Source organism: Salmonella sp. 32031103-2018-00083-FB-01-SM-01, from assembly GCF_017571995.1.
GTDB lineage: Bacteria > Pseudomonadota > Gammaproteobacteria > Enterobacterales > Enterobacteriaceae > Salmonella > Salmonella enterica.
Genome location: NZ_JAGEQL010000006.1, coordinates 170,019 through 185,272, shown reverse-complemented (window position 1 = coordinate 185,272; position 15,254 = coordinate 170,019). Strand labels below are relative to the sequence as shown.

The window sequence follows — 15,254 nt, the reverse complement described above, 5'->3', positions numbered from 1 at the left end:
AAATGGCGCCCAAAGGCGCCATTCTTCACTGCGGCAAGAATTACTTCTTAATGCGGATAACCGGAGTTTCACCCACGGTCACGCTACCGGACAGTTTGATCAGTTCTTTGATTTCATCCATGTTGGAGATAACAACCGGAGTCAGGGTAGACTTGGCTTTTTCTTCCAGCAACGGCAGATCGAACTCGATGACCGGATCGCCAACTTTCACGCGCTGACCTTCTTCAGCAATACGCTTGAAGCCTTCGCCTTTCAGCTCAACGGTGTCGATACCGAAGTGAACGAACAGCTCAATGCCGCTATCGGATTCGATAGAGAACGCATGGTTGGTTTCAAAGATTTTGCCGATGGTACCGTCAACAGGGGCGACCATTTTGTTACCGGTTGGTTTGATAGCGATGCCATCACCAACGATTTTTTCAGCAAAAACTACATCCGGCACGTCTTCGATGTTGACGATCTCGCCAGAGAGCGGGGCAACAATCTCAATAGTTCCGGTGTCTTTCTTATCATCAGAAACCAGAGATTTTAGTTTATCGAACAAACCCATGATCTTCTCCTAAGCAGTAAATTGGGCCGCATCTCGTGGATTAGCAGATTGTTTTTTCTTCAATGAACTTGTTAACCAGCGTCATTAACTCGTCCGTTGTCGGTTGAGCAAGAGCCTGCTCTGCTAACACCTTCGCATCTTCGAAGTTCGTGTTACGGATAATCTTCTTAATGCGCGGGATAGAAATGGCGCTCATAGAGAATTCGTCCAGACCCATCCCCAGCAACAGAAGTGTAGCACGTTCGTCGCCTGCAAGCTCACCACACATGCCAGTCCATTTACCTTCTGCATGAGAAGCATCAATAACTTGCTTGATCAAGTTCAGTACGGACGGTGACATTGGCTGGTAAAGGTGTGAAATCATATCATTACCACGGTCAACTGCCAGGGTGTACTGCGTTAAATCATTGGTGCCGATACTAAAGAAATCAACTTCTTTGGCTAAATGACGCGCAATTGTCGCCGCAGCCGGTGTTTCCACCATCACGCCAATCTCAATGCTTTCGTCAAATGCTTTACCTTCGTCACGCAGTTCCTGTTTGTAGATTTCAATCTCTTTGCGCAGCGCGCGAACTTCTTCAACAGAGATGATCATCGGGAACATAATGCGCAATTTACCGAAAGCGGAGGCACGCAGAATCGCGCGAACCTGGTCACGCAGGATCTCTTTGCGATCCATGGCGATACGCACGGCGCGCCAGCCCAGGAACGGGTTCTCTTCTTTCGGGAAGTTCATGTACGGCAGCTCTTTGTCGCCGCCAATGTCCATGGTACGGACGATAACCGCCTGCGAGCCGCACGCTTCAGCGACCGCTTTATAGGCGGCAAACTGCTCTTCTTCCGTCGGCAGCGCGTCGCGATCCATGAACAGGAATTCAGTACGATACAGACCAACGCCTTCCGCGCCGTTGCGCTCAGCGCCTTCAACGTCGCGAACGGTACCGATGTTGGCGCAAACTTCAACCTGATGTCCATCCAGCGTGATTGCCGGCAGATCTTTCAGTTTTGCGAGTTCCGCTTTCTCGGTCGCAACCTGCTCCTGGACGGCGCGCAGTTGCTCAATAACATCATTGGTCGGGTTGACGTAAACCTGGTTGTTTACGGCATCCAGAATCAGATAGTCGCCGTTTTTCACCTGAGCGGTGACGCTACCGGTACCTACGATCGCCGGCAGTTCCAGAGAACGCGCCATGATGGAGGTATGAGACGTGCGTCCGCCCGCGTCGGTGATGAAGCCCAGCACTTTCTGCAGGTTCAACTGCGCGGTTTCTGACGGCGTCAGGTCAGCGGCAACCAGGATAACTTCTTCCTGAATCGCGCTCAGATCGATAATGGCCAGACCCAGGATGTTGCGCAGCAGGCGCTTACCGATATCACGTACGTCAGCCGCGCGCTCTTTCAGGTATTCATCATCCAGTTCTTCCAGGGCAGTGGCCTGACCTTCGATAACTTCATGTGCGGCTGCGTCAGCCGTCATGTGCTTATCTTTAATCAGGGCTATGATTTCCTGCTCCAGCTCCTCATCTTCGAGCAGCATAATATGCCCTTCAAAGATGGCTTCTTTTTCTTCACCGAACGTTTCACCAGCTTTTGTCTTGATCGCTTCCAGTTGCGCAGATGCCTTGGCACGACCGCTCAGAAAACGTTCAACTTCCTGATCAACCTTGTCGGCAGAAATTTTTTTCCGGTCAATGACGATTTCGTCTTCTTTCAGCAGCAGTGCTTTGCCGAAAGCGATACCCGGGGATGCTAAAATGCCTGAAATCATAACCCTACCTTACTTGTGACTGATTTTTAAAAGAACCCGGAAAAAAACTTACTCGAGTTCCGCCATCAGTTTGACCAGATGTTCAACCGCTTTCTGCTCATCTTCACCTTCTGCGGAGATGGTGACGACGGTGCCTTGAGTCAGGCCCAGAGTCTGCAGTTTAAACAGGCTTTTCGCGCTGGCGCTTTTGCCGTTGGAAGTCACAGTAATCTCAGAAGTGAAGCCTTTTGCTTCTTTAACAAACTGAGCAGCAGGGCGGGTGTGCAGACCGTTCGGAGCGGTAATGGTAACTTCTTGCTGGAACATTGTATTTCCCCAACTTATAGGTTTAGTGTTGTGGAACTAAAGTCTAGCCTGGCGGCTCAACTTTAGCCTGTATTGTTAGCGCCGGCGTAAACGGGACGCGACACAAAAGGTGTTCTACGCAATCCGTTGCTGGCAACTTATGGCCGCTGACGTTTCGCTCGTCATTAAACATTATGCCGCGAAAGGAAGATTTGAACCAAATCATAAAATCGATTCAGCTAACGCTTTTCCTGTAACGATTAATTTCGCGCATCAAAATAATTAGTCTGGTTAAATACCAGTTCCGGCAGGGTGAATCAATGCCAGGTGAGGTGAAAGTTTGAAGCAGGCCACAAAAAAGCACCCAAAAAGGTGCTTTTTTACGCGTTTTTAACATGCTGGCATCACTGTTGCAGTTCTTTCTCAGTAAAGAGATCGGCGAACAACGCGGTGCTCAGATAACGCTCACCCGATGAAGGTAGGATAACCACAATATTCTTATTGGTAAAGCTTTCATCTTCCTGCAGCTTAAGCGCTGCAGCAACCGCGGCGCCGGAAGAAATTCCTGCCAGAATACCTTCCTCTTCCATCAGACGGCGCGCGGTAGAAATAGCTTCTTCATTGGTGATGCCAACCACTTTATCAATCAGTTTCAGATCCAGGTTGCCCGGGATGAAGCCTGCGCCGATGCCCTGAATTTTATGCGGGCCTGGTTTGATCTCTTCACCAGCCAGCGCCTGGGCGATAACCGGGGAGTCAGTGGGTTCTACCGCAACGGTGATAAGATCGGTTTTACCCTTCGTCCCTTTGATATAACGCGTGACGCCGGTTAACGTACCGCCAGTGCCGACGCCGGAGATAAACACATCCACCTGACCATCGGTGTCTTCCCAGATTTCCGGGCCGGTAGTTTTTTCATGGATTTCCGGGTTGGCAGGGTTGCTGAACTGCTGGAGCAGGAGATATTTTTGCGGATCGCTGGCGACAATTTCTTCGGCTTTCTGAATAGCGCCTTTCATCCCTTTCGCCCCTTCGGTCAGCACCAGATTCGCGCCTAATGCTTTGAGTAGCTTGCGGCGTTCAATGCTCATGGTCTCCGGCATGGTCAGGGTGAGTTTGTAACCGCGCGCGGCGGCGACATACGCCAGCGCAATACCGGTGTTGCCGCTGGTCGGCTCCACCAGTTCCACGCCAGGTTTCAGTACGCCACGCTTTTCGGCATCCCAAATCATATTGGCGCCGATACGGCACTTGACGCTGAAGCTCGGGTTGCGCGACTCCACCTTCGCCAGAATGCGTCCATTACCGATACGGTTCAGTCGAACCAGCGGCGTATGACCGATAGTCAGCGAGTTATCTTCATAAATCTTACTCATGGCCTGTCCTTAACTGTATGAAATTGGGATACCTTCCCAGCATACCTTCCAGCCAGATATGGGGAAGTAAAGATTTCGCATATCTATATGCTGATGGGAAATAATGGTTATCAGTATAGAATAAGAGACAGCATAAGAGCCTATCCCATTAGGGCTATTTTACTTGCCATTTTGGTCCTGGGCAGTGCTCAAAATCCTCACGTACTACGTGTACGCTCCGGTTTTTGCGCGCTGTCCGTGTCCAAACTGGCTGCGCCAATAACGCCTGGTGGGATAGGCTCTAAGCCATCTCTTATTTATACATTTTACGTTATTTCCATAACGCGTGTTTAGCACGCCAGCAATCAACCCACATTGCCGTCGCGCCACAGACGGCGACAGGCATAATGAAAAGGTTAAGCACTGGAATCATCGTAAAGAGGCTGGTGAGCGCGCCAAATTGCATATTCGCCACCTTCTGCGTGCGCAACGCGGCGCGCATCGTTTTAAACGGCACTTTGTGGTTATCAAACGGGTAGTCGCAATACTGGATCGCCAGCATCCAGGCGCTGAACAAAAACCACAGCACCGGCGCGATGGTTTGGCCAATGCCAGGAATAAAATAGAGAACCAGCAGCACAATAGCACGCGGCAGATACCACGCCAGCTTTTGCCATTCACGTTTCATAATGCGCGGTACATCTTTCATGATGCCGAGTATGCCGGTATCTGGCGGCGTGGCGCCGGTTAACCGCGCCTCAAGCTGTTCGGCTAAAAGGCCGTTAAACGGCGCGGCGATCCAGTTGGCGAGGGTAGAGAAAAAATAGCCAAAGACCAGCAGAACAGAAATAACCGCAATCGGCCACAGCAGATAGCTCAGCCATTGCAGCCAGTCCGGCACATGACTCATCAACGAAGGTATCCAGGCGTCAAGCTGGGTAAACAGCCACCAAAATGCGCCGCCCATCAGCACAATGTTGACCAGCAAAGGTAAAATAACAAAGCGGCGGATTCCCGGTAGGGTGACTAACTTCCATCCTTGCGAGAAATAATAGACGCCGCTATGTGGTACGGTTGTGGATGATGAAACCATATGCAGGACATACTCCTTTTTCTTAAAGCCCTGGGTAAACGTGGGATATCTTACCCGGTTATCAGACGGTGGATAGTTCGGAAATGTTCGAAAAAACAGCAAAAAGTACATTTTCCTTCATCTTTATGCTGCGAAAGCCAACAGTACACTTGCACTTGACGTAATCGGCAAATACTCTTAGTGAGTAAATGTTTGCCGTGGTGGCAAGGTGTTAGAACAACAGAGAATATAATGATGCAGGATTTGCGTCTGATATTAATCATTGTTGGCGCGATCGCCATAATCGCTTTACTGGTACATGGTTTCTGGACCAGCCGTAAAGAACGATCTTCTATGTTCCGCGATCGTCCACTAAAACGCATGAAATCGAAACGCGACGACGACTCGTATGACGACGATGTTGAAGAAGACGAAGGCGTGGGTGAAGTTCGTGTTCACCGCGTAAATCATGCCCCCGGCCAGCCGCAGGAGCATGATGCCCCTCGTCAGTCGCCGCAACACCAGTACCAGCCGCCTTATGCGTCTGCGCAACCGCGTCCAGCGGCGCCGCCGCAGCCGCAAGCGCCGATGCAACAGCCGGTTCAGCAACCGGTCCAACCTGCGCCGCAGCCTCAGCAGGTTCAGCCATCTGCGCCGCCGGTACAGCCGCCGCAACAGCAGCCTGCACCGCCGTCGCAAGCGCCGCAGCCTGTTGCGCAGCCCGCGCCGCCGCCATCAGCGCAAACCTTCCAGCCTGCGGAACCTGTGGTTGAGGCAGAACCGGTAGTGGAAGAAGCGCCGGTTGTGGAAAAACCGCAGCGTAAAGAGGCGGTCATCATTATGAACGTCGCGGCCCATCATGGCAGCGAGCTTAATGGTGAAGTGTTACTGAACAGTATTCAGCAGTCAGGCTTTAAATTTGGCGATATGAATATTTTCCATCGTCATTTGAGCCCGGACGGCAGCGGCCCGGCCTTGTTCAGTCTCGCGAATATGGTCAATCCGGGAACGTTTGATCCTGAAATGACGGACTTCACTACGCCTGGCGTCACTATCTTTATGCAGGTTCCGTCTTACGGCGATGCGCTGCAGAACTTCAAGCTGATGCTGCAATCCGCGCAGCATATCGCTGATGAGGTCGGCGGCGTTGTGCTGGATGACCAGCGTCGGATGATGACGCCGCAGAAACTGCGCGAATATCAGGACCGCATCCGCGAGGTGATGGACGCTAACGCCTGAGGTTAACGCAGGTGTGACATTTTTAACGTAACCCCCGCCTGTCGGGGGTTTTTTATCATTGATGGTGTGATATGGAACCAATCGAACAACAACTGACAGAACTGCGAACCACGCTTCGCCATCATGAATATCTGTATCATGTGATGGATGCGCCGGAGATTCCCGACGCCGAATATGACCGCCTGATGCGGGAACTACGAGAGCTGGAGGCGCAACGTCCGGACCTTATCACGCCGGATTCGCCCACGCAGCGCGTTGGCGCGGCGCCGCTGACGGCATTCAACCAGATTCGCCATGAAGTACCGATGCTGTCGCTCGATAACGTATTTGATGAAGAAAGCTTCCTGGCGTTTAACAAGCGAGTGCAGGATCGTCTAAAAAGCACGGAAAATGTCATCTGGTGCTGCGAGCTAAAACTGGATGGCCTGGCGGTCAGCATTCTGTATGAAAACGGCGTGCTGGTGAGCGCTGCGACGCGTGGCGACGGCACCACCGGTGAAGATATCACTTCAAACGTGCGCACGATTCGCGCCATTCCTTTAAAGCTGCATGGCGATAACATTCCGGCGCGTCTTGAAGTTCGCGGAGAGGTATTTTTACCGCAGGCCGGGTTCGAAAAGATCAATGAAGACGCGCGCCGTACTGGCGGCAAAGTGTTTGCTAACCCGCGTAACGCGGCGGCGGGCTCGCTGCGTCAGCTCGATCCACGTATTACGGCGAAGCGACCGCTAACATTTTTCTGCTACGGCGTCGGTATTCTGGAAGGCGGCGAGTTGCCGGATACGCATCTGGGACGTTTGCTGCAATTTAAAGCGTGGGGGTTACCGGTCAGCGATCGCGTGACGCTGTGCGATTCTCCCCAGGCGGTACTGGATTTTTATCGCAACGTCGAAAAAGATCGCCCCACGCTCGGTTTTGATATCGACGGCGTGGTGATTAAGGTCAACTCGCTGGCTTTGCAGGAACAGCTGGGCTTTGTGGCCCGCGCGCCGCGCTGGGCGGTGGCGTTTAAATTCCCTGCTCAGGAGCAGATGACTTTTGTGCGCGATGTTGAGTTTCAGGTCGGGCGCACCGGGGCGATTACACCGGTGGCGCGTCTGGAACCGGTTCAGGTGGCTGGTGTGCTGGTCAGCAATGCCACGTTGCATAATGCCGATGAAATTGAACGGCTTGGCTTGCGTATTGGCGATAAGGTGGTTATCCGTCGGGCAGGAGATGTGATCCCTCAGGTGGTCAACGTGGTTCTGTCCGAACGCCCTGAAGAGACGCGTCCGATTGTGTTTCCAACGCACTGTCCGGTGTGCGGATCGGACGTAGAGCGCGTTGAAGGCGAAGCCGTTACCCGTTGTACCGGCGGGCTGATTTGCGGCGCGCAGCGTAAAGAGTCGCTGAAACATTTTGTGTCGCGCCGGGCGATGGATGTAGACGGGATGGGCGATAAGATCATCGACCAACTGGTGGAAAGGGAGTATGTCCATACGCCAGCGGATCTGTTCCGTCTGACGGCGGGTAAACTGACCGGCCTGGACCGAATGGGGCCAAAGTCCGCGCAAAATGTTGTAAACGCGCTGGAAAAAGCCAAAGCGACGACCTTTGCGCGTTTTCTCTATGCGCTGGGCATCCGTGAAGTGGGTGAGGCGACGGCGGCGGGGCTGGCGGCTTATTTCGGCACGCTGGAGGCGCTGCAGGCCGCCACCATTGACGAGTTGCAGAAAGTACCTGACGTGGGGATTGTGGTCGCTACGCACGTCTTTAACTTTTTTGCCGAAGAGAGTAATCGTGACGTGATTGGGCAGCTACTGGCGGAAGGGGTTCACTGGCCCGCGCCGGTAGTCATTAATGTGCAAGAGATCGATAGCCCGTTTGCCGGTAAAACCGTGGTACTAACCGGTAGCCTGAGCCAGATGTCCCGCGATGACGCTAAAGCGCGTTTAGTGGCGCTGGGCGCGAAAGTGGCAGGCAGCGTATCGAAGAAAACCGATCTGGTGATTGCCGGTGAAGCGGCGGGTTCCAAACTGACCAAAGCGCAGGAACTGGGTATTACCGTGATTGATGAAGCGGAAATGATCCGCTTACTGGGTGCCTGAGATGGAAAAAGAGCAGCTGGTTGAAATCGCCAACACCGTGATGCCGTTCGGCAAATATCAGGGACGTCGATTGATCGACCTTCCGGAAGAGTATTTGCTGTGGTTTGCCCGTAAAGATCAATTTCCGGCGGGTAAACTGGGGGAGTTGATGCAAATCACTCTGCTGATTAAAACCGAGGGGCTGACGCAACTGGTACAGCCCCTGAAACGCCCGCTTTAAGCTTTCGCGGCGCGGCTTTCCTGCTGCGCCTGTAACTTCTCGGTCTGGCGTTTGTAGCGCCGCGCCAGCCCTGCGCAGACCATCAGTTGGATCTGGTGGAAGATCATCAGCGGTAATACCATCATACCCAGCACTGACGTCGGAAAAAGAATATTGGCCATCGGGATCCCGTTGGCCAGGCTTTTTTTCGAACCGCAGAAAACAATAGTGATTTCGTCGGCTTTATTGAAGCCGCATTTACGGGCGACAAAGACGTTAATAGCGATGACGATCGCCAACAGTATGAGGCTGACCACGACGATAAACAGCAGCGATCCCCAGCCGACTTTGTGCCAGATGCCGTTGACCACCGCTTCGCTGAACGCCGAGTAGACCACCAGCAGAATAGAGGTCTGATCCGTTTTCGCGATCCACTTTTTGTTGCGCGCGACCCAGTTGCCGATCCACGGGCGAGACAGGTGTCCCAGCACAAAAGGCAGCAGCAGTTGCAGCATAATTTTGCCCACCTCTTCCAGACTGCCCTGCGCGCCATGAATATTCATTACCAGACCGACCAGCAGCGGCGACAGGAAAATGCCCAGCAGACTGGACGCAGACGCTGAGCACACCGCGGCCGCGACGTTACCGCCCGCGAGTGAAGTAAACGCAATCGCAGACTGCACGGTGGCGGGCAAAATACACAGATACAGAAAGCCGCTGTAGAGCATAGGGTCGACATTGACAGGCGCCCACCAGGCAAACAGTACGCCGAGGACAGGAAAGAGCACAAAAGTGCTGCACATGACCCACAGATGCAACCGCCAGTGGCTGCCGCCAGCGATGATCGCTTCACGCGAAAGCTTCGCGCCATGCATAAAAAACAGCAGAGCGATGGCCGCTGTCGTAATGCCTTCAACGACAGGCACAAAGCCACCTTCCGCCGGGAAAAAAGAGGCCAGCAGTACCACGGTGATAAGTGTCAGCGTGAAAGGGTCAAGGATACGAAAAAGTTTCATAAAAACTCCTGAAAGTCGGTGCAGCTATTTTGCGTTTTTCGCTTTGAGAAATAAAATTGATTTATTGCATCTATATATGAATTTAGTCGATGAACTATTCACTGCGTCAACTGCGTATTTTTATTACCGTCGCCCAGGCCAAAAGTTTTAGTCGGGCAGGGGACAGGATTGGACTGAGCCAGTCTGCGGTCAGTCATAGCGTAAAAGAGCTGGAGCGGCAAACCGGCGTCAGACTGCTGGATCGCACTACGCGTGAGGTGGTGCTGACCGAGGCGGGGCAACAACTGGCGACGCGTCTGGAGCGGGTGCTTGATGAACTGAACAGCATACTGCGCGATGCAGGCAGAGTAGGGACACAATTAACCGGCACCGTGCGCGTTGCCGCGAGCCAAACCATTTCTGCGCATCTTATTCCGCAATGCATTGCCCAAAGTAATTCACTTTATCCCGCTATTGATTTTGTATTGCACGATCGTCCGCAGCAGTGGGTGCTGGAGAGTATCCGCCAGGGAGAAGTGGATTTTGGCATCGTTATCGATCCTGGCGCAGCGGTGGATTTACAGTGTGAAGCCATCTTATCAGAGCCTTTTTTACTGTTGTGTCGCCAGGATCATCCGCTGGCGCATCAGGAATGGGTAAGCTGGCAGGATCTTAAACAGGCGTCGCTGGTCTTACAGGATTATGCTTCCGGCAGTCGACCGCTGATTGATGCGGCGCTGGCCCACTTTTCGATTGATGCCAATATTGTTCAGGAGATTGGTCACCCGGCCACGCTTTTTCCAATGGTGGAAGCGGGAATCGGCATCAGCGTACTGCCCGCGCTGGCGTTACCGCTCCCGCAGGGCAGCCACTTACAGGTTAAACGGCTGACGCCCGTAGTTGAAAGGCAGCTCATGCTGGCGCGGCGAAAAAACCGTTCTTTATCCACCGCGGCGCAGGCGTTATGGGATGTAGTACGCACCCAGGCCAGCGAATTAACCGCCGCGAGGGCGAAAGATCCGTTGTATCAGCTATAAATATCTATCTGTCCGTGCGTGAGGTGCGGTCTTGCCCTGCCATTTTTGACAGGGCAGTGTATTAAAACAGGTATTTGATGGAATAAATAATGCCATCCTGCAGGAAGGATTCTCCTAACTTATTATCAGCGTAACGATATTGTACTCCTGCGGTCAGGTGAGTAGTCGCATTCCACCACAGCGCTACTGCGCCATTAATGCCATCTTTCCCGCCATTGCCCGCAGCGTAGGACGCATCGCGGTCAAACTCATACTCATTCCAGTTCGTTACGCTGAATTTCTCACTACCCAACGAGAAGCTATAGCCGGCCACCCAACCTAATACATAACCATTATCGCCTGTGTAGTAGGTCTGATCGGTATAACGTTTGGCAAAGAAGGGTTTAAACCAGTAACCGTTACCTGTGAAGTTATAGCCTAAACCATAGAGAAACATGTCATCATGGAAATTAGCGCGATGAGGTGAACCGTACGTCCCGTAGGCATGGAGATAGAGGTTTAATCCTGTATCGCCCAGATAAATACGGTTAGTATTTTTAAAGGTGTAACGCTGTTCGCTGCCGGGTTTAGCGTGGCGGCCATTGTAAAAATTTTCCCAGTCGAAAAAACCGTACATTTCTCCCCAGCTAAAATTCGCTCCGCCTTCCAGTTCCAGGTACCCAAAATCATCTTTATGAGATTTTTTACTGGTTTTTTCCGTGGTGTCTGATGTCCAGTCGAGGTAATGGAGGCCGATATCGGCGAACCCGCCTTTAAATTCCGCATGGGTGAGTGTGGGAATAATGAGTAAAGAAGAAAGCGTCAGAGTAAGAATTTTTTTCATAGCATATTTTCCTATGCCAATAATTATTAATGGGTTAATTAAAAAGAGGCAATTTATAAATATGAAAGCGGCATATTGTTAATATGAAGTGCAAGCAAAAACCAATACTGTTTTACCTCTGTATTAATACAGAAGCGATCTAAATCTATCGATATTAAATGGCTATTGATGACACGTGAAAAGTGTATTGGTCAGCAAGGGGCGATGGTCGTTATAAAAAGGAGTCAAATTAAATCCGATAGAACAAGGAAACTTATGCCTCACGCTCTTTTTTCTCATAATCCTGAGTATTGTGTTGATATTATTCATGCACATAAACCGGCATTTACCCCGCGAGTCGCGTTTATTTTAGGTTCCGGGTTGGGTGCTCTGGCGGATCAAATCGAAGATGCGGTAGCCATTTCTTACGAGAAATTGCCGGGATTTCCCGTCAGCACCGTACACGGCCATGCTGGTGAACTGGTGCTCGGCCATCTGGCGGGTGTTCCGGTGGCCTGTATGAAAGGCCGCGGGCATTTTTATGAAGGGCGTGGAATGGCGGTGATGACCGATGCCATTCGCACGTTGAAATTACTGGGCTGTGAAGTGTTGTTCTGCACCAATGCGGCAGGATCTCTGCGTCCGGAAGTGGGGCCGGGTAGCCTGGTTGCGCTTAGCGATCACATTAATACGATGCCCGGTACGCCGATGGTGGGGCCAAACGATGATCGTTATGGCGATCGCTTCTTCTCGCTGGCTAATGCTTATGACGCAGATTATCGCGCCATGCTTCAGTCCGTTGCGGCAGAGGAGGGATTCCCCCTCACTGAAGGCGTATTTGTTTCTTATCCGGGTCCGAACTTCGAAACGGCGGCAGAAATCCGCATGATGCAGATTATTGGCGGCGATGTGGTCGGAATGTCCGTTGTCCCTGAGGTGATTAGCGCACGTCATTGTGGTCTCAAAGTTGTTGCCGTCTCAGCGATCACCAATCTGGCGGAAGGGCTGGGCGATGTAAAACTCTCCCATGCGCAAACGCTGGCTGCGGCTGAACTTTCTCGGCAGAACTTTATAAATCTGATTTGCGGCTTTTTACGTAAGCTGGCCTAAACACAATGACTACGGCCCCGTATTGGGGCTTTATCTCACGGCAAGGAATAAAAAAATGGGTATTACGTCCCGCTTAAAAGTCATGTCGTTCTTGCAATATTTTATCTGGGGGAGCTGGCTGGTTACCCTGGGCTCTTACATGATCAATACACTGGATTTTACCGGCGCGAATGTCGGTATGGTCTACAGCTCAAAAGGACTGGCAGCGATTATCATGCCGGGCATTATGGGGATCATTGCTGATAAATGGCTGCGCGCTGAACGAGCCTATATGCTTTGCCATCTGGTTTGCGCGGGGGCGTTATTGTACGCCACCACCGTTACCGATCCCCAGACGATGTTCTGGGTGATGTTGGTTAATGCGATGGCGTATATGCCAACGATTGCATTATCCAATAGCGTTTCGTACTCCTGTCTGGCGAAAGCAGGTCAGGATCCGGTAACGTCATTTCCGCCTGTGCGCGTTTTCGGCACAATAGGTTTTATTGTTGCGATGTGGACGGTGAGCCTGATGGGGCTGGAACTGAGCAGTGCGCAATTATACATCGCTTCTGGCGCATCGTTATTGCTGGCCCTGTATGCGCTGACGTTACCGAAAATTCCGGTAGCCGAGAAGAAGGCGAACACCACGCTTGCCAGTAAGCTCGGACTGGATGCTTTTGTTCTGTTTAAAAATCCACGCATGGCAATCTTCTTTTTGTTTGCGATGATGTTGGGGGCGGTGCTGCAAATTACCAATGTCTTCGGTAATCCGTTCCTGCATGATTTTGCCCGTAATCCTGAGTTTGCCGATAGTTTTGTGGTGAAGTATCCCTCTATCTTGCTTTCAGTTTCGCAGATGGCGGAAGTGGGCTTTATCCTCACCATTCCGTTCTTCCTTAAACGCTTTGGTATTAAAACGGTAATGCTGATGAGCATGCTGGCATGGACGCTGCGTTTCGGCTTCTTTGCCTTTGGCGATCCATCCCCGTTTGGCTTTGTGCTATTGCTGCTGTCGATGATTGTTTATGGCTGCGCATTTGATTTCTTCAACATCTCAGGGTCGGTATTTGTAGAGCAGGAAGTGGACTCAAGTATTCGCGCCAGCGCGCAGGGGCTGTTTATGACCATGGTTAACGGCGTGGGGGCGTGGATTGGGTCTCTTTTAAGCGGTATGGCCGTGGATTATTTTTCTATTGATGGTGTAAAAGATTGGCAAACCATCTGGCTGGTCTTTGCCGCCTACGCTCTGGCATTGGCCGTTATTTTTGCATTGTTCTTTAAATATCAGCACCATCCAGAAAAATTGTTGACCAAATCATTAGCACATTAATTTTATTTGACTGGCGAGAGGATGTTCGCCAGTCCATTTTTATGAACAAGGACACAGCATGAAAGAAATTATTCTCTCCTCCGGTATTGGATTTGGTATTGGCGCATTTTTTACTTTATGCCGTATACCTATTCCTGCACCAAATGTTTTACCCGGGGTGTTATCTATTGTATTTATGTATATTGGGTATCTTGTCGTTAAATCTATTTTTTACTAGGTAATATGGTAAATTCCAGACGTTATCCCTTATTGCTGGAGTGCGATAGTGATGGAACGAGCCCATCGTATTGATCTAAAGCTATTACGTTATTTCCTCGCTGTTGCAGAAGAATTGCATTTTGGCCGGGCTGCTGCCCGGTTAAATATGTCACAACCTCCCTTGAGTATCCATATCAAAGAACTTGAACAGCAACTGGGTACATTGTTGTTTATTCGTCATTCCCGCAGCGTTGCATTAACCCATGCTGGGAAAGTTTTAATGGAGGAGTCACGTCGCTTGTTAGCCAATGCAAATCAGGCGCTGGCGCGAGTGGAGCAGATTGGTCGCGGTGACGCGGGGCGCATTGAACTGGGTGTGGTTGGTACGGCGCTGTGGGGAAGAATGCGCCCTGCGATGCGTCACTTTTTGAAAGCAAACCCCAATGTTGAAGTACTTTTTCGCGAAAAGTCTCCAGGTATGCAAATGGCGTTGTTAGAGCGTCGGGAGCTTGATGCAGGGATCTGGCGTATGGCTATCGAACCGGCAGTCGGTTTTACCAGCATACGTTTGCATGAATCTGCATTCATGGTTGCAGTTCCGGAAGATCACGATCTGGCATCCAGAGATTCTGTGCCGCTGGCGGCGTTGCGCAATGAATATTTTGTCACGCTGCCTTCCGTGCATTCTGATTGGGGATTTTTACAACGTGTATGCCAACAGGCGGGTTTCTCGCCAATGATTATTCGGGAAGTGGTTGAGCCGCAAACGGTGTTGGCGATGATCAGTATGGGGATTGGGATTACGTTGATGGCTGATGGCTATGCGCAAATGAGCTGGCCGGGTGTGGTGTTCCGTCCGTTAGAGGAACGTATTCCGGCGGATTTGTATATTGTGTATGACCAGCAGCAGGCAACGCCAGCACTGGAGAAACTGGTGGCGGCGTTGACGGTATGATGTCTGCGCCGGATGGCGACTAACGTCTTATCCGGCCTACGCGTGCGGTGTCGTCTGTGCCGGATGGCGACTAACGTCTTATCCGGCCTACGCGTGTGGTGTCGTCTGTAGGCCTGATAAGCGCAGCGCATCAGGCAAGACCCGAACCTGTGGCAGGTTCGAATCTTCCATATCGCAGATAGCAAAAAAGCGCCTTTAGGGCGCTTTTTTACATTGGTGGGTCGTGCAGGATTCGAACCTGCGACCAATTGATTAAAAGTCAACTGCTCTACCAACTGAGCTAACGACCC

The 15,254-nt window shown here is 51.5% G+C and carries 15 protein-coding genes and 1 tRNA gene; 8 read left to right on the top strand and 8 right to left on the bottom strand.

Going from position 1 to position 15,254, the window contains the following annotated elements; translation table 11 throughout:
• Window positions 1-40: 40 nt before the first annotated feature.
• The 5 genes from crr to cysZ form a co-directional block, all read right to left on the bottom strand.
• Window positions 41-550 carry a PTS glucose transporter subunit IIA gene (gene crr, locus J4614_RS17645; RefSeq protein WP_000522253.1) on the bottom strand — a complete coding sequence of 170 codons (510 nt, stop codon included), beginning with the start codon at window positions 548-550 and terminating at the stop codon, window positions 41-43.
• 40 nt (window positions 551-590) lie between these two features.
• Entirely contained in the window at window positions 591-2,318 is a 1,728-nt protein-coding gene (gene ptsI / locus J4614_RS17640) for a phosphoenolpyruvate-protein phosphotransferase PtsI (protein ID WP_000623114.1), read from the bottom strand.
• A 48-nt stretch (window positions 2,319-2,366) separates the two neighbouring features.
• Window positions 2,367-2,624 carry a phosphocarrier protein Hpr gene (gene ptsH / locus J4614_RS17635; RefSeq protein ID WP_000487600.1) on the bottom strand — a complete coding sequence of 86 codons (258 nt, stop codon included), beginning with the start codon at window positions 2,622-2,624 and terminating at the stop codon, window positions 2,367-2,369.
• A gap of 383 nt (window positions 2,625-3,007) precedes the next feature.
• Window positions 3,008-3,979 carry a cysteine synthase A gene (gene cysK, locus J4614_RS17630; RefSeq protein ID WP_000036904.1) on the bottom strand — a complete coding sequence of 324 codons (972 nt, stop codon included), beginning with the start codon at window positions 3,977-3,979 and terminating at the stop codon, window positions 3,008-3,010.
• Between the two features lie 310 nt (window positions 3,980-4,289).
• The gene (gene cysZ, locus J4614_RS17625) at window positions 4,290-5,051 is read right to left on the bottom strand and encodes a sulfate transporter CysZ (RefSeq protein ID WP_000255004.1); all 762 of its coding nucleotides are present in this window, start codon (window positions 5,049-5,051) and stop codon (window positions 4,290-4,292) included.
• Window positions 5,052-5,282: 231 nt separating this feature from the next.
• Between cysZ and zipA the strand changes: the two genes are divergently transcribed.
• The 3 genes from zipA (at window position 5,283) to J4614_RS17610 (ending at window position 8,576) form a co-directional block, all read left to right on the top strand.
• Window positions 5,283-6,269, top strand: a complete 987-nt coding sequence (gene zipA / locus J4614_RS17620) for a cell division protein ZipA (protein WP_000983114.1) — start codon at window positions 5,283-5,285, stop codon at window positions 6,267-6,269.
• 71 nt (window positions 6,270-6,340) lie between these two features.
• Window positions 6,341-8,356 carry an NAD-dependent DNA ligase LigA gene (gene ligA, locus J4614_RS17615; protein ID WP_000433282.1) on the top strand — a complete coding sequence of 672 codons (2,016 nt, stop codon included), beginning with the start codon at window positions 6,341-6,343 and terminating at the stop codon, window positions 8,354-8,356.
• Window position 8,357: 1 nt separating this feature from the next.
• Window positions 8,358-8,576: a DUF3820 family protein gene (locus J4614_RS17610; RefSeq protein WP_001519708.1), complete on the top strand. Its 219-nt coding sequence runs from the start codon at window positions 8,358-8,360 to the stop codon at window positions 8,574-8,576.
• Here the strand turns inward: J4614_RS17610 and J4614_RS17605 are convergent.
• Window positions 8,573-9,571 carry a bile acid:sodium symporter family protein gene (locus J4614_RS17605; protein WP_000765569.1) on the bottom strand — a complete coding sequence of 333 codons (999 nt, stop codon included), beginning with the start codon at window positions 9,569-9,571 and terminating at the stop codon, window positions 8,573-8,575. The two genes, J4614_RS17610 and J4614_RS17605, sit on opposite strands and share 4 nt — an antisense overlap.
• A gap of 89 nt (window positions 9,572-9,660) precedes the next feature.
• Here J4614_RS17605 and J4614_RS17600 point away from each other — a divergent pair, with 89 nt between their 5' ends.
• Window positions 9,661-10,587: a LysR family transcriptional regulator gene (locus J4614_RS17600; protein WP_001109835.1), complete on the top strand. Its 927-nt coding sequence runs from the start codon at window positions 9,661-9,663 to the stop codon at window positions 10,585-10,587.
• A 61-nt stretch (window positions 10,588-10,648) separates the two neighbouring features.
• Here J4614_RS17600 and J4614_RS17595 read toward each other — a convergent pair whose 3' ends face one another.
• Window positions 10,649-11,410 (bottom strand): outer membrane protein OmpK, encoded by a 762-nt coding sequence (locus tag J4614_RS17595; RefSeq protein ID WP_208293262.1) that lies wholly within the window; start codon window positions 11,408-11,410, stop codon window positions 10,649-10,651.
• A 255-nt stretch (window positions 11,411-11,665) separates the two neighbouring features.
• Here J4614_RS17595 and xapA point away from each other — a divergent pair, with 255 nt between their 5' ends.
• Genes xapA through J4614_RS17575 form a run of 4 tightly spaced genes read left to right on the top strand, consistent with a single transcriptional unit; the run spans window position 11,666 to window position 14,964 of the window.
• Window positions 11,666-12,499, top strand: a complete 834-nt coding sequence (xapA, locus tag J4614_RS17590) for a xanthosine phosphorylase (RefSeq protein WP_001119755.1) — start codon at window positions 11,666-11,668, stop codon at window positions 12,497-12,499.
• 55 nt (window positions 12,500-12,554) lie between these two features.
• Window positions 12,555-13,811, top strand: coding sequence for a nucleoside permease (locus J4614_RS17585; protein WP_023219848.1), 1,257 nt, complete (start codon window positions 12,555-12,557; stop codon window positions 13,809-13,811).
• A 58-nt stretch (window positions 13,812-13,869) separates the two neighbouring features.
• Window positions 13,870-14,028, top strand: a complete 159-nt coding sequence (locus J4614_RS17580) for a DUF1427 family protein (protein ID WP_000658727.1) — start codon at window positions 13,870-13,872, stop codon at window positions 14,026-14,028.
• Between the two features lie 51 nt (window positions 14,029-14,079).
• The gene (locus J4614_RS17575; protein WP_208293282.1) at window positions 14,080-14,964 is read left to right on the top strand and encodes a LysR family transcriptional regulator; all 885 of its coding nucleotides are present in this window, start codon (window positions 14,080-14,082) and stop codon (window positions 14,962-14,964) included.
• 214 nt (window positions 14,965-15,178) lie between these two features.
• Here J4614_RS17575 and J4614_RS17570 read toward each other — a convergent pair.
• Window positions 15,179-15,254 (bottom strand) — tRNA-Lys (locus tag J4614_RS17570).